Here is a 19,907-nt window from a genome sequence, read left to right on the forward strand (position 1 = left end):
TTTTGATGAAAAATTTTAGTTTCGCGTTAATCATGCTTTTTTCAATGAGCATATTTGCACAGACGCAAACAGGAAAAGCTTCTTTTTATGCCAATAAATTTGAAGGGAGACAAACTGCTAGTGGTGAAATTTACAGTCATCATAAAATGACAGCAGCGCACAGAAAACTCCCTTTTGGCACAAAAGTAAAAGTCACAAACCTGACAAATAACAAATCCGTTATCGTTGAAGTCAATGATCGCGGGCCATTTATTCGTGGTCGAATTATAGATTTATCGAGATCTGCTGCAAAAAAGCTTGATTTTATTGGTTTAGGTGTCGCTGATGTTACCATGCAAGTTTTAGATAGCTCTGCAATTGTTTCTGATGACCACATTGACGACGCTGATGTAGAAGCTCCTCAAACTCCTCCTCAAGACAAAAACTCGCCAATAAGCTCCTCATCTAGCGATGAAGCTAAAGCTGATAAGTTTGAAGGTAAAGAATTTTATAAACTGACCGTTGAAAAATTAAGCCCTGATTTTTTTGGAGTTCAGATTGGAAGTTTTCAAGAATTAGCAAACTTAATTCGTTTAGCAGATAACTTAAAATTGAGCTATAACAAAGAAGTCACAGTACAAGTCAAAGCATTTAACGAAGTTAAAGTTTATACATTAATCCTTGGAGAATTTAAAAACAGATTGGCCGCCGAAAGATTTAGAGATAAAATTGATAAAAAATATCCTGATGCATTTATCGTTGATATGACGGAAAATGATTAAATTGAGGTAAACATTCTGTTATGAGAATTTTTGTAATCATATTTTTATTCATGATTTTAGGTGTCGCAAGTTGTAGTACATCTAAAATAAATAACAATCAATCTAGCCAATCAGATACTGAGATTAATGGCGACACAATCAGAATTGCTAATGACAGCCTTGAATATGAGGTTATTGTTTTTGAGCCAGGCTTCGGAAGTTGGTTGCAAACACAAAAACCTCGTGGTTTTTATTCGAAAAATTATTTAGAGCAACGCAATCAATATTATGTTACTATTTACAATAGTCGAGTTTATTCTAGACCGCGCTTATATCCTCAAGAAATTGATTACCAATCACATATTGATTATGGATATGAGGTGAACTATATGCTTTATCATTATTTCTTATTTTTTGAACAGAAATACAATCAAAAATTGCGTTGAACATTGTAGTTTTGCAGCATGAAAAAATTAAAAGAACGCTGGAATGTTGAGTCTAACTTTCAGCTCATTATCATCTTTATTGTCTTTTCTGTGACAGGATCAACATCTTTGTTTGTTACTGGACCTGTCCTTAATTTTTTTAGTATCAATAGAGAGGCTTTTCCTGAAGCTTTTTATGGTGCCATATTCTATTACACGTTAAGGATATTGATTATTTTCCCTATTTATCAAATTCTGTTGGTCATTACTGGCGCTATTTTCGGTCAATTCAAATTTTTCTGGACTTTTGAAAAGAAAATGTTATGCCGTTTAGGTTTTAAAAACCTTTGTGAATAGTTTTAAAAAACACTATTTCTAAATGTTACATATCGTAAAATATGCTATTTAACTCCATTGATTTTGCCATATTTTTACCAATAGTCTTTGCTCTTTATTGGTTTGTGGCTCAAAAGCATCTTAAGGTTCAAAACTTATTAATTGTTGCCTCAAGTTATGTGTTTTACGGTTGGTGGGATTGGCGTTTTCTGTCCTTAATCGCCTTTAGCACAATTGTTGATTATACTATTGGTGTTACTCTTTCAAAACAAAAAAACCATTCAAAAAGAAAATTACTTTTATGGATCAGTATTCTCGTCAATTTAGGTTTTCTTGGATTTTTTAAATATTATAATTTTTTTCTTGAAAACTTCATTTCTGCTTTTTCATTTTTTGGAACAGAAATCAATGCGAACTCACTCAACATTATTCTGCCTGTTGGTATTAGCTTTTACACCTTTCAAACTTTAAGCTACACCATTGATATTTACAGGAAAAAACTTGAGCCCACAAAAGATATTGTTGCTTTCTCGGCCTTTGTCAGCTTTTTTCCACAGTTAGTTGCGGGGCCTATTGAAAGAGCGACAAACCTGCTTCCTCAGTTTTACAAAAAACGACAATTTATTTACGCAAACGCTATTGATGGTATGCGCCAAATACTTTGGGGAATGTTTAAAAAGGTTGTAATTGCGGATAATTGTGCACGTTATGCGAATGATATTTTTAATCACTCTGATGATTATTCCGGGAGTACACTCGTTCTTGGTGCTATTTTTTTTACATTTCAGATTTACGGAGATTTTTCAGGTTACTCAGATATCGCCATAGGAACTTCTCGCCTATTTGGATTTAATTTAAAACAAAACTTCGCCTTTCCATATTTTTCAAGAGATATCGCTGAGTTTTGGAGACGTTGGCATATTTCGCTTTCAACTTGGTTTAGAGATTATCTTTATATTCCTTTAGGCGGTAGTCGCGGCGGCACTTCAATGAAGATTCGTAACATATTTATCATCTTTGTTGTGAGTGGTTTCTGGCACGGCGCCAATTGGACATTTATTGTTTGGGGAGCTTTAAATGCAGTTTATTTTCTGCCACTTTTATTGACCAAAAGCAATAGAAATAATCTCGAAATTGTAGCTTACAATAGAAGCTTACCGAAATTAAGTGAGTTTTTATCAATATTACTCACGTTTAGTTTGACTGTCATCGCATGGATATTTTTTAGAGCAGAAAACATTAGTCATGCATTTTCTATTATTTCAGAAATATTTTCAAACTCAATATTTAGCTCACTTGAAGTTTTACCAATAAAAATCATTATTTTGATCTCTTTTATGTTGATTATTGAGTGGTTTGGCCGTAAAAATAAGCATGCATTATCAAATGCTTTACAATTAAAAAAGCGCTACATGAGGTGGAGTTTATATATCTTTATCTGTATATTAATCTTTGTTTTTAAAGGTCATTTACAAGAATTCATCTATTTTCAGTTTTAATCAGTTATGAAAAGATTTATTAAATCCATATTATACTTCATACCTATACTCGGAATTGCTGTTGTCGCCTTAATTTGTATAACAACTTTTATCGATTATAAAAATGCTGATTTTAGTTTTAAAAGTCACCCGAAATACATTATTACTGGTCACTCTCAACCAGAATCTGCTTATAATGATACTATAATTTCAGATTTCAAAAATATTTCATTTACAGCTGAATCCTACTTTTATAATTTTATTAAAATCAAAAAGGTTTTAGAGGATAATAACTCAATAGAAGTTGTGTTCATAGAGTTCACAAATAATCAAATCAATAAAGAAAAAGATCAATGGATTTGGGGTAAAGATTATATGCTCAGAGGCTTTGAAAAATACGCCAGCTTTATGAGTTTTGATGAAAAATTAATGTTGATTAAGAAAAATCCAGTTAATTTTATAAATGCATTGTCTCTATCTGAAAACAATAAAATAACTAGAATTTTAAGTCACAATCATAATTATGAAAAGGCTTTAGGAGGCTTCAGGTATTTGAAACGTTATGAATTAGACTCTCTCATTAAAGTGACTCCTGATGTAAAGTATTTAAGCACTGAAGAAATTGAAGTTTCAGAAAAGAACTTATCTTATTTAGATGATATGATTGAATTCTGTCAAGCTAAAAACAAAAGAGTTATTTTTGTTAGAAGTCCGATTCATGAAAAATATCCTGAATTAAAAAATGATGAAAAGTTTCTTGAAATTTTAAACACACGTTATGCCGACATTGAGTTTTTAGACTTTTTAAAATTTCCCTTATCAACTTCAGAACGCGGTGATTTTCATCATATCAACCATAAAGGTGCAAAAGTTTATTCTGAATGGTTTGCAAATTTATTAAAGGATGGACTATTAGATAAAGAGAATAAACAAGAGTTTATAAACAATAGAATCAAAAGATTTAAATAATTGATTTTAAATTATTTAAAAAAATCCACCTCAAGCTTAAGTCTAAGTAGCTTAAAGTGGATAAATTTCAATAATTACTTGATATAAACCGTTTTTTTATTGATAAATTCCATGATACCATCGTCTGAAAGTTCACGGCCATAACCTGAAGTTTTAGTTCCGCCAAACGGAATTCTCGGATCACTTTTTACAAGTTCGTTGATAAAAACTGCACCATCTTCCAGGTTTACAATCACATCTTCAGCTGCTTTTATATCAGATGAAAATAATGAAACACCAAGACCAAAATTTGATTGATTGACTAAATCAATAGCTTCTTTTTCGTCTTTAAAAGTTGTTACAGCGAGAAGTGGTCCAAAAGTTTCTTCTTCAAAAACTGGCATTCCTGGTTTAACATCATCCAAAATTGTTGGTTCGAAATAAGCTTGATCTCGCTTCCCACCTATTCTGATTTTTGCACCTTGATCAACAGATTTTTGCATTTGCTTTTCGAGTTCTTCTGCTAAATCTTCTCTTGCCATGACGCTGATAAAAGTATTTTCATCATTAGGATCACCTGATTTTAAATCTTTTACTTTGGTAATGAGTTTATCAACAAATTCTTCATGTAAACTTTCATGAATTAATAATCTTTTCCCTGTAATACAGCTTTGTCCTGTATTCTGAAATCTTGCCTGAACGCAAGTTTCTAAAGTTTGATCAATATTTGCATCTTTAAAAACGACTAAAGCATTACTTCCGCCGAGTTCTAAAACAGATTTTTTAATGTGCTTTGCTGCTTCACTTGCCACTGCTTTTCCTGCTTTTTCACTACCTGTTAAAGTAACAGCCTTTACCTTAGGATGCTGTATCACTTTATTGACTTGATCACTTTTAATGGGTAGATTGATAAAAACATCTTTCGGAAAACCTGCTTTTTCAACAAGTTCTTGTATTTTTTTTGCAGAAAGCATCACATTACTCGCATGTTTGAGAAGTCCGACATTTCCAGCCATTAATTGTGGAGCCAAAAACCTGAAGACTTGCCAATAAGGATAATTCCATGGCATTACTGCGAGCACAACGCCTATTGGTTCGTAACTGACGTAAGATTTTTGAGCGTCTGTTTCTATTATTTTATCAGCTAATTGAGATTCAGCATTTTCTGTATAATATTCACAAACCCAAGCACATTTTTCAATTTCTGAAATCGCCTGAGATAAAGGTTTCCCCATTTCTTGAGTGATGGTTTTAGCAAGCTTCTTTTTATCGGACTCTAATGTTTCAGCTAAGTTTAGCATCAATTTCTGACGTTCAGAAAATTTAGTTTTTTTCCAACTTTTAAAGGCTTGATCTGCATCTTCAATAGATTGATTAATTTCCTTTTCGTTGAGTTCTTCAATGTTATAAAGTTCTTCTTGTGTGTAAGGATTATTACTTTTTATCATTTTTTATTTTAAATTTAAAGGTTTGAAAAGAGAAAGCTTTTTAATTTGCACAAACTTTAAGAAATAATGTTTATCAAAAACTAAGTCATTTGAAAAGAAAAACTAAATCACGTCTCCATCCTTTATCGTCGTTAAAACTAAAATCAAAAAAACAGTTCAAAAACGAAATGCCTGGTCAAATTACTTATGTGGGCGATCGATCACAAGAAAATACTGAAATCGACGTCGTAAGTTATGATACAGAAAATTACAATAGGTCTAAAAACATCAGCATTGACGAAACTTTTAAAATGGTGAAAGATCATCCAGATCAAGTACATTGGATTACTTATACTGGTTTAACTGATGTTGATCAACTTCAAAAAATCGGTCAACTTTTCTCTGTACATCCATTAGTTTTGGAAGATATTGCAAATACAAAACAAAGGCCTAGATATGATGAGTTTTCAGAATATATTTTTCTCACTTTAAAAATGATTTATGCTTCAGATAAATTCATTAAAGAACATTATGCATTAATTTTAGGTGAAAATTTCGTTATTTCCTTTCAAGAAAACAAAGAAGATGATATTCTTGGTTTTTTACATAAGCGCATAGAAACCAAAAAAGGCCGTATTCGAAACTCTGGTTCTGATTATCTTTTTTATGCCATCACAGATGCCATTATTGATAATTATTACAATATTTCTGAAGCAATTGAACAAAAGACAGAGCAACTTGAAGGTAAAATTTTGAGTGCTCCAGATCATGCTTCTCCTGAGGAAATTCAGGTTTTAAAAAGACAAATATTGAGTGTCAGAAAATCTGTTGCACCTACTAAAGAGATCATCAATAGATTACATCTTTCAAAACATCAATTATTTAGTTCAAAAACAAAAAGGTTTTTAGCCGATTTATACGATCATATTCTTCAAGTCAATGAAAATATTGGTATTTATAGAGAGATTGTCTGGGGCTTGATGGATATGTATATGAGTAGCATTAGCAATAAAATGAATGAGGTGATGAAAGTTCTCACCATCATGTCAACCATATTTATTCCTTTAACTTTTATCGTTGGGGTTTATGGTATGAACTTCCAAAACATGCCTGAACTTGGCTATCACAACGCATATTATTATGTGTTAGGCGTTATGTTTATTATTTCTGTTTTATTAATTATTTACTTTAAGAAAAAAAATTGGTTTTAATCTAAATCAACTTTGTGCAAAATCAAACCTGATGCTGGTGCAACATGTGTTAATTTGATTCGATTTTTGCCATCTATATATTTAATAAACTCTTCTAAGCTAATTTTATGTTGGCCTAAATCAAGTAAGGCGCCCATCATTAAACGGATTTGTTGACGTTTAAAACCTTTGCCAATCACTTTTAAATAATAAGATTTTTCAGGAAAGAAATTTGCCTGAATCACGTCATTTTCTAGAATTTCACAGCTTAAAATATGCCCATCAAAATTCGTTGTTGGTGTTGGTCTAAATGTAAATGAATAAAAATCATGTTCTCCTTCAAAGTATTTAGCAGCTATTTGCATAATATCGAGATCTAAATTCTCTCTGACGTTCAACAAAAACGGTGCTGCGAAAGGATGCATTTTTTGTCCGTAACAGAAATAATAATGATATTCCTTTTGCTTTGAATGTTGAATTATATTAAATTTTGCATCAGTTTCTTCAATACTTAAGGCACGAATATCCTGTGGTAAATTTTCATTAAAATACGGTAAAAAAGCTTCTAAATCTAAAGCTTCATCATACATAAAAAGCTCAATAAATGTTTGATTAACAGAAACTTTTGCATCAGTTCGGCCTGCTGCCATGACTTTAAATTTCTGACCTTCCAAAACATAATTTAATGTTTTGTCTAACATTTTTTCAACGGTAATCACATCAGGTTGTTTTTGCCATCCATGATAACGAAAACCCAAATATTGTAACTTAATAATATAATAAAATCGTTTCCTTTTCATGTTTGCAATTAAGCCTTTTTACGGGATTTAAGCAAGTTCACAACATCATTAAGTTCATAGCCTTTCGCATTTAATAATATTAGATAATGAAAAAGTAAATCAGCAGATTCATTTAAAAATAAATCATCATTATCATCCTTAGCTTCAATCACAACTTCTACGGCCTCCTCTCCTACTTTTTGTGCAATTTTATTGATGCCGCTATCAAAAAGAGATTTAACATAAGAAGATTTGTCTTCTGAGTTTTTTCTATCGGAGATTGTCTTTTCAAGATTGGTTAAAAATCCAAATTCTTGCTTGTTTGCATTTCCCCAACAAGTGTCAGTTCCTTTGTGACAAACTGGTCCAGAAGGATTTACATTCATTAAAATAGCATCCTGATCGCAATCAATTTGATGATTTATATATGCTAAAAAGTTACCACTTTCTTCACCTTTTGTCCATAATCTTTGTTTTGAACGGCTATAAAAAGTAACTTTTTTAGAGGTTAATGTTTCCTGAAATGCTTCATTATTCATGTAACCTAACATCAAAACATTTTTAGTTTTAGAATCTTGAATTATCGCCGGTAACAAGCCATCTTTGTTTTTAGAAAAATTGGGTTTTTTAATCATTGTAATCGCATTAAGATATTATTATTAAGAAGGTATTTTTTGAGATCGATGATATCAATTTCTTTGTAATGAAAAACACTTGCTGCAAGTGCGGCATCAGCTTTTCCAATATTAAAAGTCTCTTTAAAATGTGACATTTTTCCTGCACCACCTGATGCGATGATGGGTATCGATAATTCATCAGATAACTTTGCTAAAGCCTCGTTTGCAAAACCGTTTTTTGTCCCATCGTGATCCATAGATGTAAAAAGTATTTCTCCTGCACCCAAACTTTCAACTTTTTTAGCCCATTCAAATAAATCTGCATCTGTACTTTTTTGACCGCCAACCAAATGCACTTTCCATTCACCTTTAATTACTCGTGCATCAATCGCAACAACGCAACATTGTGAACCATAACGTTTTGAAATAGCTGTAATTAACTCTGGATTTAAGTAAGCTGATGTGTTGATTGAAACTTTATCAGCGCCTGACTTGAGCAAAACATCAACATCTTCTATTGAATTAATTCCGCCGCCAACTGTAAAAGGAATATTAATGCGTGAAGCAATTTGTTCAACTAAACTTGCGAGAGTTTTACGCTTTTCTTCAGTTGCGGATATGTCTAGAAAAACAAGTTCATCTGCGCCATTTTTTGCATAAAATTCAGCCAATTCTAAAGGATCACCAGCATCTTTGATGTCAACAAAATTAACGCCTTTCACTGTTCTGCCATTTTTAATATCCAAACATGGAATGATTCTTTTTGTCAACATATTTTAATTATTTAAAATGAAATTTTCTAAGTCTTTTAAATTGATTTTATTTTCATAAATCGCTTTTCCGATAATCACAGCTTCACAGCCTATTTGCATAACATTTTCTAAGTCAGAAAGTTGAGAAACACCGCCAGAAGCAATAACTTTTAGCTCTGGATTAATGTCAAGTATTTGCTTGTAAAGTTGTAATGAAGGGCCTTGTAACATTCCATCTTTCGAAATATCTGTTGAAATAACATATTTAATCCCTTCTTCGGAAAAGTTTTTAATAAAATTCTCAATTTCAATATCAGAAGTTTCTGTCCAGCCTGAAGTTGCTATTTTTCCGTTTTTGACATCAGCACCTAAAATGATTTTATTTGAGCCATATTTATCAAGCCATTCCAAAAATAAATCTGGATTATTGACAGCAATACTCCCACCTGTAATTTGCTTTGCACCAGAATTAAAAGCTATTTCAAGATCTTCATTTGTTTTTAAACCGCCACCAAAATCAATATTGAGGTTTGTTTTGGTGGCAATACGTTCTAGAACTTTATAATTGATAATCTTCTGAGCTTTCGCGCCATCTAAATCGACAAGATGTAAATTTTCTATGCCATGATCTTCAAAAGCCATGGCGATTTCAAGTGGATCTTCACTATATATTTTTTGGGTTGAATAATCACCTTTCGTCAATCTGACGCATTTTCCTTCGATGATATCTATTGCTGGGATAAGTCGCATAATTAGTTTTTTAAATTCATAAAATTGAGTAATAATTGTTCACCTTGTACTGAACTTTTCTCTGGATGAAATTGTACTCCATAAAAGTTGTTTTTCTGAAAAGCAACACAATAATTCACACCATAATCAGATGAGGCTTTAGAGTTTTCATTTTGCTCTACATAGTATGAATGAACTAAATACATAAATGATTTTTCTGAAATATTTTGAAACAAGTCTGTTCTTAAATCAGCAATTTGATTCCAGCCAACTTGCGGAATTTTAAGATTTTTGGATGAAAACTTAATAACATCAAGATCAAAAATCCCTAGTCCGTTCGTGTTTCCTTCCTCTGAAAAACGACACATGAGTTGCATGCCTAAACAGATTCCTAAAACTGGTTGTTTTAAATTTTTGATCACTTTATCCAAGCCTTTTGCCTCTAAAGCTTTCATAGCTGAATCTGCAGCACCAACACCAGGAAAAATAACACGATCAGCAGATTGAATTTCAGAAATATCATCTGTTAAGATTGATGAATATCCTAATCTCAATAGTGCAAATTCTAAACTTTTAACATTACCAACACCGTAATCTATTATTACTGTTTTGAGCATTAAAGTTTTCCTTTTGTTGTTGGTAAAATCATTTTTGAAGTATCTCTTTTTACAGCCATTTTGATCGCTTTTGCAAAAGCTTTAAAAATCGCCTCTATTTTGTGATGCTCATTGATGCCTTCAGCCTTAATATTCAAGTTAGCTTGTGCTCCATCAGAAAAAGATTTGAAGAAATGCATAAACATTTCTGTCGGCATTTTACCAATCATTTCTCTTTTAAAATCGGCTTGCCATTCTAACCAATTTCTTCCACCAAAATCAATAGCAACTTGAGCTAAAGCATCGTCCATAGGTAAGCAAAATCCATATCTCTCAATCCCTAACTTATCAGCTAAAGCTTCTTTAAAAGCTTCACCTAAAGCAATTGCTGTATCTTCAATCGTGTGATGTTCATCAACCTCCAAGTCACCTTCAACCGATAGTTGAATATCAATTTGGCCGTGTTTTGCGATTTGATCTAACATGTGATCAAAGAAAGAAATCCCTGTTGAAATTTCAGATTCACCTGTTCCATCCAAATTAATCATCAACTCAATATTGGTTTCTTTCGTTTTTCTAGTGATTTTTGCTTGACGTTGGCCATATTTAAGAAATTCGTAAATTTCATCCCAAGAATTTGTTTTGAGGTCGATAGTTTCTTGAAGATCTTGAAGTTCGTTTTTGACTTCTTTTTCACCTAAATTTTGACCATCATCTATATAAATTGCTTTTGAGTTTAAGTTCTGTGCCAATTTGATATCAGTAATCCTATCACCTATTACATAAGAATTTTCGAGATTATAATCACCTTCAATGTATGTTTTTAGCAAACCGGTTTCAGGTTTTCTGTTGGGTGATTTTTCTTTGGCAAAACTTTTATCAATCAGGATCTCTTTGAATTTAACATCCTCATTTTCGAAGGTTTTCAACATCAAATTATGAACAGGCCAAAAAGTATTTTCAGGAAAAGCTTTTGTGCCTAATCCATCTTGATTTGTAACCATAATCAACTCATAATCAAGTTCAGCTTCTATTTTACGAAGTGTTGAAATGACTTGAGGTAAAAATTCAAGCTTAGCGTAATCGTCAATTTGTTGATCTTTTGGCTCTTTTATTAAAGTGCCATCTCTGTCTATAATCAGTAATTTTTTCATCGGTCAATTTCTTTTAAAACGTAAATTAATTTTTGATTTTCTTGTGGATTTCCAACACTGATTCGCAAACAATTTTCACACATTTCTTCATTGGTTCTGTTGCGAACGACAATACCGAAATTCAATAATTCTTGATAGCGTTTATTGGCGTCGTCAACTTTAACTAAGATAAAATTAGCATCGCTAGGGTAAACTTTTTCAACATAATTTAAAGATTCTAAAACCTTAAATAAAACTGACCTTTCAGACTTTATAATTTCTATCTGGGATTTCATTTTGTCAATATTTTCAAGAAATTGAAGTGCTTTTTGTTGCGTTAAAGTATTAACATTATATGGTAATTTAATTTTATTGATCGCTTTACAAATAGCTTGAGAAGCATAGCAAACGCCAAGTCTGATTCCTGCGAGACCAGCCGCTTTTGAAAATGTTTGTGTGACGATTAAATTTTCATAATGTGCTAACTCGTTGATGAAAGAACTGTTTGCAGAAAAATCTATATAAGCTTCATCAATCACAACAATTCCTTTAAAATCATCTAGAACTTTCTTGATTGAAGCCACTTGAAGCAATGCACCACTTGGATTATTAGGTGAACACAATATGATCATCTTTGTGTTTATTGACACTTCATTTAAAAGTGCTTTGACATCAAGTTGAAATTCTGAGTTTAAACGACATGTTTTGTAAGTCACATTATTAATTTGAGCCAGAACTTCATACATTCCATAACTTGGAGAAAGACTTAAAATTTCATCTTTTTGAGGTTCGCAAAAAACTCGAATAATCAAGTCTAGAATTTCGTCGCTTCCATTTCCTAAAACAATATTTTCATCACTGATCATTTTGAGATCAGCTAATTTCTTTTTTAAACTTTTTTGATAAGGATCAGGATACCGATTGTATTCGGTATCAAAAGGATTTTCATTTGCATCCATAAACTGAAAATCATCTTTTTTATCTGAAAATTCATCTCGCGCCGAACTGTATTTTTTTAGATTTAAAACAGATGGACGTATTAATTTATTGATATTCATTAGATTAACTTTAGGGCATTTAAACGTAAGCGCATCGCATTTTTGTGAGCAGTTAAACCTTCCGCTTCAGCCATCATTTCAACAGTTTTACCAATTGATTTAACGCCATTTTCGTCAAGTTTTTGGTAAGTCAATGTTTTCATAAAAGCGTCTAAATTAACGCCGCTATATTGTTTTGCAAAAGCATTCGTAGGCAGTGTGTGATTAGTTCCAGAAGCATAATCACCAGCGCTTTCAGGTGTCAAATTACCAAGAAAAACAGAGCCAGCATTTATCACTTTCTCAGAGAACTCATCAGCTTGATCTGTTGCAATAATCAAATGCTCTGGTGCATAAAAATTAATAAGTTCAAAAGCAGAATCTAGATTTTTCATCAAAATAAATTTAGAATTCGCAATTGCCTTTTTTGCAATTTCTTTTCTAGGAAGCGAATTTATTTGAAGATTTAATTCAGTTTTCACCTGATTGATAGTCTCTAAATTATCAGCAACAAGAATCACTTGCGAATCTTCACCATGTTCCGCCTGACTTAATAAATCGGCAGCAACAAACTCAGGCACAGAAGTCTGATTAGCATAAACTAATAGTTCTGAGGGTCCCGCTGGCATATCGATTGCAATATCATAAGTTGTTGCGATTTGCTTGGCTATTGTCACATACTGGTTGCCAGGACCAAAGATTTTATAAACTTTAGGAATACTTTCTGTTCCAAATGTCATTCCTGCAATGGCTTGAATACCACCAACTTTGAAAATTTGAGTCACGCCACAGAGTTGTGCTGTATATAAAATAGCAGGATCAATTTTATTATCTTTTGAAGGTGGTGTACACAAAACAATATCTTCACAACCCGCAATTTGGGCTGGAATCGCTAACATGAGAACAGTTGAAAACAATGGCGCACTTCCACCAGGAATGTAAAGTCCAACTTTTTGAATTGCTTTCTTTTTCTGCCAGCAAAAAACACCTTTTTTTGTTTCTACAATTGGTAAATCTGGTTGTAATTGCGCTTTATGAAATTTATAAATGGCTTCATAAGCATTTTGTATTGCAGATTTTAAGTCTTCAGAAACATTTTCTTCTGATGCTTTAATTTCTTCTTGTAAAACAGTAAAAGCTTGATTATCAAACTTATCAAAAAGTTTTGCATATTTTAAAATTGCTTTGTCACCATTATTCAAAACATCTTTAAAAATTTGTTTAGCCTGATTTTCTAAATCCTGAAAAGATTGAGTCGGTCTTTTCAAAATAGAAGCCCATTCAGATTTATTTGGATTTTTGATAATTTCAATCATAATATCATTTTATCTATAGAGTTAATTAAAATACTTTCTGCGCCTGCAGTTTTGAGCTCGTCAATAATTTCCCAGAACTGATCTTGATGAATGACAGTATGTACTGAGCTCCAATTTTTATCAGCTAAAGGCATAATTGTGGGACTTTTCATTCCTGGAAGGATTTTAATAATGTCGTCCAACTTATCGTTAGGTGCATTTAATAAGACATATTTTGAATTTTCAGCTCTTAAAACAGAAGAAATTCTGAAGCTTAATTGATCTAATAAAGATTGTTTTTCTTTATTTAATTGTGGCGAGCTCACTAAAACTGCTTCGCTTTCAAGAATGGTTTCAACTTCCTTTAAATTGTTTTTAAAAAGTGTACTTCCACTAGAAACAATATCACAAATGGCTTGCGATAGGCCAATATTTGGTGCTATTTCAACAGAACCGTTAATTAAATGAATATCGGCCTTAATGTTTTTTTGATTTAAAAATCTTTTTAAGGTGTTTGGGTAAGATGTGGCAATTTCTTTTCCATCCAAATCTTTGATATTTTGATAATCCATAGTCTTAGGAACGGCGATGGAAACCCGACATTTCGAAAAACCAAGTTTTTGGACAATTGGTAAATCCTCTCCTTTTTCAATGCAAAGGTTTTCGCCGATAATAGCTAAATCAACAACGCCATCTCTTAAGTATTTAGGGATATCTCCATTTCTAAGATAGAATATTTCAAGGGGAAAGCTAGAGGCTTTAGCTTTGAGTTGACCTTTACCATTATTGATCGAAATTCCGCAATCTTGAAGAATTTTAAGTGATTCATCGTGCAGTCGACCCGATTTTTGAATTGCAATTTTAAGTGTATTCATTTTTATGTTTTTTAAATAAAAAAGCCCGTTTAAACAATTTTGCTTAAACGGGCTTCAATAGCTGATTATCTTTAATTTACATCAAAACAGGTATTGATCGCGCTTAAGCGATGTCAATAAATGATGATGTAAATGTATGTTTCTCATAGTGGTGCAAACATAAATATTGTATTTACTTCTCGCAATTAATTTTATAAAATTATGAGAAATTTAATTTTACTTCAAGGTTTTAAAAAAAACAATCTCGCTAAATTCACTATATACACTTCTTAAACAAAAACATAGCTGTAATAAATAACAAAGGTTGAGATATGTAAGAAATGTGATGCGTTCAACAAAATGGTAAAATTTGATATTTTGCAATTGGTTTATTTTTCATTCTTGAACTTCTATCTCATTAATTTTAACTTAATTTAAATAATATAAATCCAGCATTAACAGAATACTACCTTATTTTTGAGCAAACCTGATAAACATATAGTGAAGAAAAGTAAAGGCAAAAAAATATTAAGAATTTTAGGGAGAATATTTCTGGGCTTTATCATATTTCTCATTTTATTAATTTTATTCATCAGAAGTCCTTGGGGACAAAATATTATCGTCAACAAAGCAACTAATTTTATCAGTGATAAAACTAAAACTGCTGTTGAAATTGAGCGTTTGTTTATCACTTTCTCAGGAAATATTCAGCTTGATGGTTTGTATTTAGAAGATACCAAAGGTGACACTTTAATTTACTCCGAAAGTTTAGAAGCCGAAATTCCTTTAATACCAATTATTTCTGGAAACCCTATCAGTATTGATGATGTGAGTTGGAAAGGTTTAAAAGCAAATATTTATCGTAAAGATTCCATCTCAGGGTTTAATTATCAATTTTTAATCGATGCTTTTGCTTCTGACACGACAGCAACGCAAACAGAAGAAGAAACTGCTCCACCTCAAATTGCAGTTGGCGAAATTGAACTTCAAAAATTTAAAATCAATTATGTTGATGATGTGAATGGCATGAATGCTGAGTTAGATTTAGGTGATTTAAAATTAGAAGGAAAAGAAATCGATTTAGAAAAAATGAAATTTCATTTGGCTAAAGTTAAACTCAGCCAAACAACCATAAATTATGAACAACTTAAAGCAATCTCAGATGCTGATACAAGTTCGACAGGCGCTTTACCATTCATAAGAGTTGACCAATTCTCATTAAATCAAGTTACTGCCAAGTATAATGCGCCTTCACAAGGCTTAAATGCATTAGTTGATATTGATCTCTTTGAGATAGATAAAGCTTCAGCAAATCTCAATTTACAAGAAGTTGCTGTGAATAAAATTGCTTTACAAAATTCAGTAATTAACGCAGAAATTGATTCATCGAAAATAGAATCTTCTCCTGAAGAAACACCAGCCAATAAAAAGCAAGAAAATTTTGAGTGGCCAGAATGGAAAGTTGATGTGGCCTCAATTGATTTTAAAGAGAATCGTATTTATTATCATCAAAAAGGTTTTAAGCCACAAAAAGGAAAGTTTAATCCTGATGCAATCAAACTTTCAGACTTTTCACTGATAGCAGAAAACATTCAATTATCTAAAGATACTGAAGCTAAATTGAACTTAAATCAACTTAAATTTGATGAAGCCAGTGGTTTTAAGCTAAATGAATTCAATTTTGCACTTGCACTGAACAATGAAAAAATTAATGTTTCAGGGTTGAAAGTTAAAACCCAAAAAAGTTCTTTAGATGGAAACATAGAGTTGACTTACACTGAATTTATTAAGCTCATCAATCAACCAGAGAAAGTTCATTTTGTTGCTGATCTCAATTTATTTCAATTAAATGCAACAGAAGCTTACTTGTTTTCTCCCGAGCTTAAAAAAAATGTACAATTTCAGAAATTAGCTCAACAAAATATTAGTGGGAACCTTCGCATTAATGGGTCACTTGATAAAGCTAATGTTAAGAATTTAAACCTCAATTGGGGATCTGAAACGAACATCAATCTCAAAGGAATTGTGAGTCAACCAACAGATATCGATAAACTTTATTTAGATCTTAATCAAATTTCGGCATCTACAAATCGCAGTGATATCATCACATTTTTAAATCCAGATTCTCTTGGAGTTCAAATACCGCAAAACCTTAGTTTAAAAGGAAATTTCACTGGCGGATTAGAAAAGTTCAAAACCAACATCAACATTAATTCTACAAGCGGTCAGATTAATGTTCAAGGGGTATTAGATCGAAAAAATCAAATTGCATTTGATTCACAGATAGAAATTATTGAACTAAATCTTGGTGAACTTTTACAAAATCCAGATTTAGATAAAGTCACTTTTACTTTAAAAACAGAAGGAAAAGGTGACAACTTAAATTCTCTAAATGCGAAATTAGATTCTGACTTTACAAAACTCACCTACGCTGATTATGATTTTTCTAATCTTGAACTTAAAGGCGATATTGAGAATGGTGTTGGTGATGTGAAATTAGATTTTAAAGATAAAAATCTAAATTTAAAATTTCATTCAGAAATTATTTTAGATTCCCTCAATCCAGAAATTAAAGCTGATTTAAACCTCAAAGGAGCCGACTTGCATGCTCTTGGTTTAACTGAGAAAAAAATTCGTTCTAAAGTAGATGTCAAAGCTAATTTTAAAGGAAGCGCAAACAAATTTAGATTAGATACAGATATCACAAATGGCACAATTGTTTATAATGATAAAGCCTATAATCTAGGTCGTGTTCAGATTGACGCCGATGTAAAAGAAAAAAGTACTATTGCAAAAATCAGTAGTCCTTTTATAAATAGTTCGCTTAATTCAAATGCAAAACCTGATCAAATTTCAAAAGCTATAAGTCAGCATGTCAGTCATTATTTTAGCAAGGATTCGACTTATATTCAAAAGGATAGTTTGAAAAATCCTGTTCAGTTAAAATTAGATTTGAAATTTCATGAAACACCTATTATTTCTAAGGTTTTTCTTGAAGGTCTTGAACGAATGGATACTTTAATTGCTCGAATCAATTTTGATCAAGCAAAGCACGATTTAACAGCTAAAGTTTCTTTGCCACATTTAAAATATGGAGAAAATCTCGTTGATAGCTTATATCTTGATATCAAATCAGACGGAAAGAAAGCCGACTTCACAGCTGGTTTTACAGAAATAAAAGCAGGTCCTGCTCAAATACCTAGAACTAAAATAAATGCTAATTTTAAAGAGAAAAAATTCTATCTAAATTTTGAAAGCTTTAAGGTTGATGAAAAACTTTATGCACTTCACTCAGTTTTAGGTGGTGAAGATCGCAAACGCACGTTTAAAATCCTTCCGGATGAATTAATTTTAAATAAAGAAAAATGGACTATTGATCCGAACAACGCAGTCAATTTTGGTGAGAAAAAATTGGAATTTAGCAACTTCACAATGTCTCATCAAGGTGAAGAAATCCGAATCACGAATCAAACTAATCAGCAAACAAATAATTGGGGATTAGAATTTAGCAACTTCAATTTATCATCGCTTCTCGCCTACCTTAATCCAGATGAGCTTCTTATGGACGGAAAAGTTGAGGGAGAGATTGTTTTTATAGATCCTTTTAATAAATTCGGATTTACAGCAGATCTTAAAATTAATGATTTTACAGCCTTGCAAAGTGAGCTCGGTCAGCTATCTCTTCATGCAGAGTCACAAGGTGACAATACTTATCTCGTTGATGCTGGTATTAAAGGAAATGATGTTGACATTGATTTTGATGGGAATTACAAAGCAGCAGCAGAAGCGTCTTCTTTTGATTTAGACTTAAAAATCAATAAAATTGCAATGCAAAAAATTGAAAAATTTGCACCTGATGAAATTAAAAATGCTGAAGGATATTTAGAAGGAGAAATAAAACTTAAGGGTACGAGCCAAGACCCTCAATTTAATGGATATCTTGCTTTTAATCAAGCGAGTTTCAATGCAAGCCGATTAGATGCTAAATTTACGCTTGCTAATGAGCGAATTAATTTAGATAATAACGGCATTTATTTCAACAAATTTTCGATTAATGATGCTGATAATAACAGTTTTACTATCAATGGTGACATTCTTTTAGATGATGCAACTAACCCGGAGTTTGATTTGAATCTTAAGGCAGATCATTTCACCGCATTAGATTCCGATGAAGAAGATAATGACCTTTATTACGGAAAAGTTGTCTTTGATATTGGTGCTGATATTACTGGGAATTTACAATTCCCTAAAGCAGAGGTCAATTTAAAAATCAGGGAAGAAACTGATGTCACTTATGTTATTCCTGAAACTGAATTAAGCATTGAAAAGCATGATGGTGTTGTTGTTTTTGTAAACAAAGAGAATCCTGATGACATTTTAACTCGAAAGGATAATGAAGAAACCACTGCGACAATTACCGGTATTGATTTAGCCACAAAATTAAAAATTGAACCTAAAGCAACATTTAATGTCATCGTTGATAAACGCACCGATGACAATTTAAAAATTCTTGGTGAAGGCGATTTGATATTTAGAATTGCTAGAAATGGAAGAACCACTTTAACGGGAAAATATGATGTGAGTGGCGGACATTATCAAATGAATCTTTACAATCTGGTGAAGCGAGAATTTAAGCTAGATCCTTCAAGTAGCGTAAGTTGGCAAGGTGATCCGATGGATGCAGATTTAGATGTTCGCGCGATTTATGAAGTCAAAACATCAGCTTCATCATTGATGGCTTCTCAAACAACTGGCGCAAGTACAGAAGCTAAAAACCGTTACAGACAAAGATTACCTTTCTTGGTTTACTTAGATGTTGATGGCGAATTATCTCGACCAAAATTAAATTTTAATTTAGGTATGCCAGAAGATGAACAAGGTGCGATTGGTGGATCTGTTTACAGCAGAATTAGACAACTTAACCAACAAGAAGATCAATTGAATAAACAGGTTTTCTCTCTTTTAGTTCTCAATAAATTCTATCCAGATTCAGGAAGTGATGGTAGCGAAGGCGGTATTGCAACTGTTGCACGTGATAACCTTAATGATGCGCTCTCAGATCAATTAAATATGTTTTCTGATAAAATAACAAAAAACACAGGTATTGACTTAAATTTTGGTGTCAACTCCTATACAGACTATCAAGGTGAAAATGCGCAAGACAGAACAGATTTGGCTATTAGCGCTAAAAAGAAACTCTTTAATGACAGAGTTATTGTTGAAGCTGGAAGCGAAGTAAATGTACAAGGTGATAATAGACCTGGTGAGGAAAATCCGGTTATTGGGAATTTTAGTATTCAATATTTACTAACTAAAAATGGACGCTGGAGACTTAAAGGTTTCAGGAAAAGCGAATATGAAAATGTGATTGACGGACAAGTATTTGTTAGCGGTATTGCTTTAATTTTCACCAGAGAGTTTAATAAGTTTAAAGAATTATGGGATGAAAGTTCTTTCCTGAAAAAAGACAAGAGTAAAGAAGATAAGGAGAATCAGGAAAAGGAAGATTCAGAAGAAAAAAAGACAAATGATAAAGCAACTCAAAATGAAGATTCGTCAGAATAATTTATG

The 19,907-nt window shown here is 32.0% G+C and carries 17 protein-coding genes; 7 read left to right on the plus strand and 10 right to left on the minus strand.

Annotated elements, in window-relative coordinates:
* Positions 1-5 precede the first annotated feature (5 nt).
* Genes CAP47_RS00135 through CAP47_RS00155 form a run of 5 tightly spaced genes read left to right on the plus strand, consistent with a single transcriptional unit; the run spans position 6 to position 3,948 of the window.
* The gene (locus tag CAP47_RS00135; protein WP_100774861.1) at positions 6-761 is read left to right on the plus strand and encodes a septal ring lytic transglycosylase RlpA family protein; all 756 of its coding nucleotides are present in this window, start codon (positions 6-8) and stop codon (positions 759-761) included.
* A 20-nt stretch (positions 762-781) separates the two neighbouring features.
* Entirely contained in the window at positions 782-1,186 is a 405-nt protein-coding gene (locus CAP47_RS00140; protein ID WP_100774862.1) for a DUF6146 family protein, read from the plus strand.
* A gap of 18 nt (positions 1,187-1,204) precedes the next feature.
* Positions 1,205-1,522, plus strand: coding sequence for a DUF6787 family protein (locus CAP47_RS00145; protein WP_100774863.1), 318 nt, complete (start codon positions 1,205-1,207; stop codon positions 1,520-1,522).
* A 41-nt stretch (positions 1,523-1,563) separates the two neighbouring features.
* On the plus strand, positions 1,564-3,000 hold the full coding sequence (locus CAP47_RS00150; protein ID WP_100774864.1) for an MBOAT family O-acyltransferase: 1,437 nt from the start codon (positions 1,564-1,566) through the stop codon (positions 2,998-3,000).
* A 6-nt stretch (positions 3,001-3,006) separates the two neighbouring features.
* Entirely contained in the window at positions 3,007-3,948 is a 942-nt protein-coding gene (locus tag CAP47_RS00155; protein WP_093241454.1) for a hypothetical protein, read from the plus strand.
* 74 nt (positions 3,949-4,022) lie between these two features.
* Here CAP47_RS00155 and CAP47_RS00160 read toward each other — a convergent pair whose 3' ends face one another.
* Positions 4,023-5,375, minus strand: coding sequence for an NAD-dependent succinate-semialdehyde dehydrogenase (locus tag CAP47_RS00160; RefSeq protein ID WP_100774865.1), 1,353 nt, complete (start codon positions 5,373-5,375; stop codon positions 4,023-4,025).
* A gap of 89 nt (positions 5,376-5,464) precedes the next feature.
* On the opposite strand from CAP47_RS00160, the gene corA reads away from it, so the two are divergent.
* Positions 5,465-6,565 carry a magnesium/cobalt transporter CorA gene (gene corA, locus CAP47_RS00165; protein WP_238140923.1) on the plus strand — a complete coding sequence of 367 codons (1,101 nt, stop codon included), beginning with the start codon at positions 5,465-5,467 and terminating at the stop codon, positions 6,563-6,565.
* On the opposite strand, the gene truA is transcribed toward corA, so the two are convergent.
* The 9 genes from truA to hisG are packed head-to-tail and all read right to left on the minus strand — an operon-like array spanning position 6,562 to position 14,357.
* Positions 6,562-7,344 (minus strand): tRNA pseudouridine(38-40) synthase TruA, encoded by a 783-nt coding sequence (gene truA / locus CAP47_RS00170; RefSeq protein WP_100774866.1) that lies wholly within the window; start codon positions 7,342-7,344, stop codon positions 6,562-6,564. The genes corA and truA overlap by 4 nt on opposite strands.
* 8 nt (positions 7,345-7,352) lie before the next feature.
* Complete coding sequence (gene hisIE, locus CAP47_RS00175) at positions 7,353-7,958, minus strand: bifunctional phosphoribosyl-AMP cyclohydrolase/phosphoribosyl-ATP diphosphatase HisIE (protein WP_100774867.1); 606 nt, start codon at positions 7,956-7,958, stop codon at positions 7,353-7,355.
* Positions 7,955-8,713 (minus strand): imidazole glycerol phosphate synthase subunit HisF, encoded by a 759-nt coding sequence (gene hisF / locus CAP47_RS00180; protein ID WP_100774868.1) that lies wholly within the window; start codon positions 8,711-8,713, stop codon positions 7,955-7,957. Before hisF ends, hisIE begins: the two co-directional genes overlap by 4 nt.
* 3 nt (positions 8,714-8,716) lie before the next feature.
* Positions 8,717-9,442 carry a 1-(5-phosphoribosyl)-5-[(5-phosphoribosylamino)methylideneamino]imidazole-4-carboxamide isomerase gene (hisA, locus tag CAP47_RS00185; RefSeq protein WP_100774869.1) on the minus strand — a complete coding sequence of 242 codons (726 nt, stop codon included), beginning with the start codon at positions 9,440-9,442 and terminating at the stop codon, positions 8,717-8,719.
* A 2-nt stretch (positions 9,443-9,444) separates the two neighbouring features.
* The gene (gene hisH, locus CAP47_RS00190; protein WP_100774870.1) at positions 9,445-10,038 is read right to left on the minus strand and encodes an imidazole glycerol phosphate synthase subunit HisH; all 594 of its coding nucleotides are present in this window, start codon (positions 10,036-10,038) and stop codon (positions 9,445-9,447) included.
* Positions 10,038-11,171 carry a bifunctional histidinol-phosphatase/imidazoleglycerol-phosphate dehydratase HisB gene (gene hisB / locus CAP47_RS00195; RefSeq protein WP_100774871.1) on the minus strand — a complete coding sequence of 378 codons (1,134 nt, stop codon included), beginning with the start codon at positions 11,169-11,171 and terminating at the stop codon, positions 10,038-10,040. The genes hisH and hisB overlap by 1 nt, the downstream gene beginning before the upstream one ends.
* Positions 11,168-12,208, minus strand: coding sequence for a histidinol-phosphate transaminase (gene hisC, locus CAP47_RS00200; RefSeq protein ID WP_100774872.1), 1,041 nt, complete (start codon positions 12,206-12,208; stop codon positions 11,168-11,170). The genes hisB and hisC overlap by 4 nt, the downstream gene beginning before the upstream one ends.
* Complete coding sequence (gene hisD / locus CAP47_RS00205; protein WP_100774902.1) at positions 12,208-13,500, minus strand: histidinol dehydrogenase; 1,293 nt, start codon at positions 13,498-13,500, stop codon at positions 12,208-12,210. The genes hisC and hisD overlap by 1 nt, the downstream gene beginning before the upstream one ends.
* A complete protein-coding gene (gene hisG, locus CAP47_RS00210) occupies positions 13,500-14,357 on the minus strand; it encodes an ATP phosphoribosyltransferase (protein ID WP_100774873.1) in 858 nt (285 codons plus the stop codon). The genes hisD and hisG overlap by 1 nt, the downstream gene beginning before the upstream one ends.
* Before the next feature lie 480 nt (positions 14,358-14,837).
* Here hisG and CAP47_RS00215 point away from each other — a divergent pair, with 480 nt between their 5' ends.
* Positions 14,838-19,901: a translocation/assembly module TamB gene (locus CAP47_RS00215; protein ID WP_100774874.1), complete on the plus strand. Its 5,064-nt coding sequence runs from the start codon at positions 14,838-14,840 to the stop codon at positions 19,899-19,901.
* Positions 19,902-19,907: the final 6 nt, after the last annotated feature.

This window comes from Psychroflexus sp. S27, from assembly GCF_002810405.1.
Classification (GTDB): Bacteria; Bacteroidota; Bacteroidia; order Flavobacteriales; family Flavobacteriaceae; genus Psychroflexus; species Psychroflexus halocasei_A.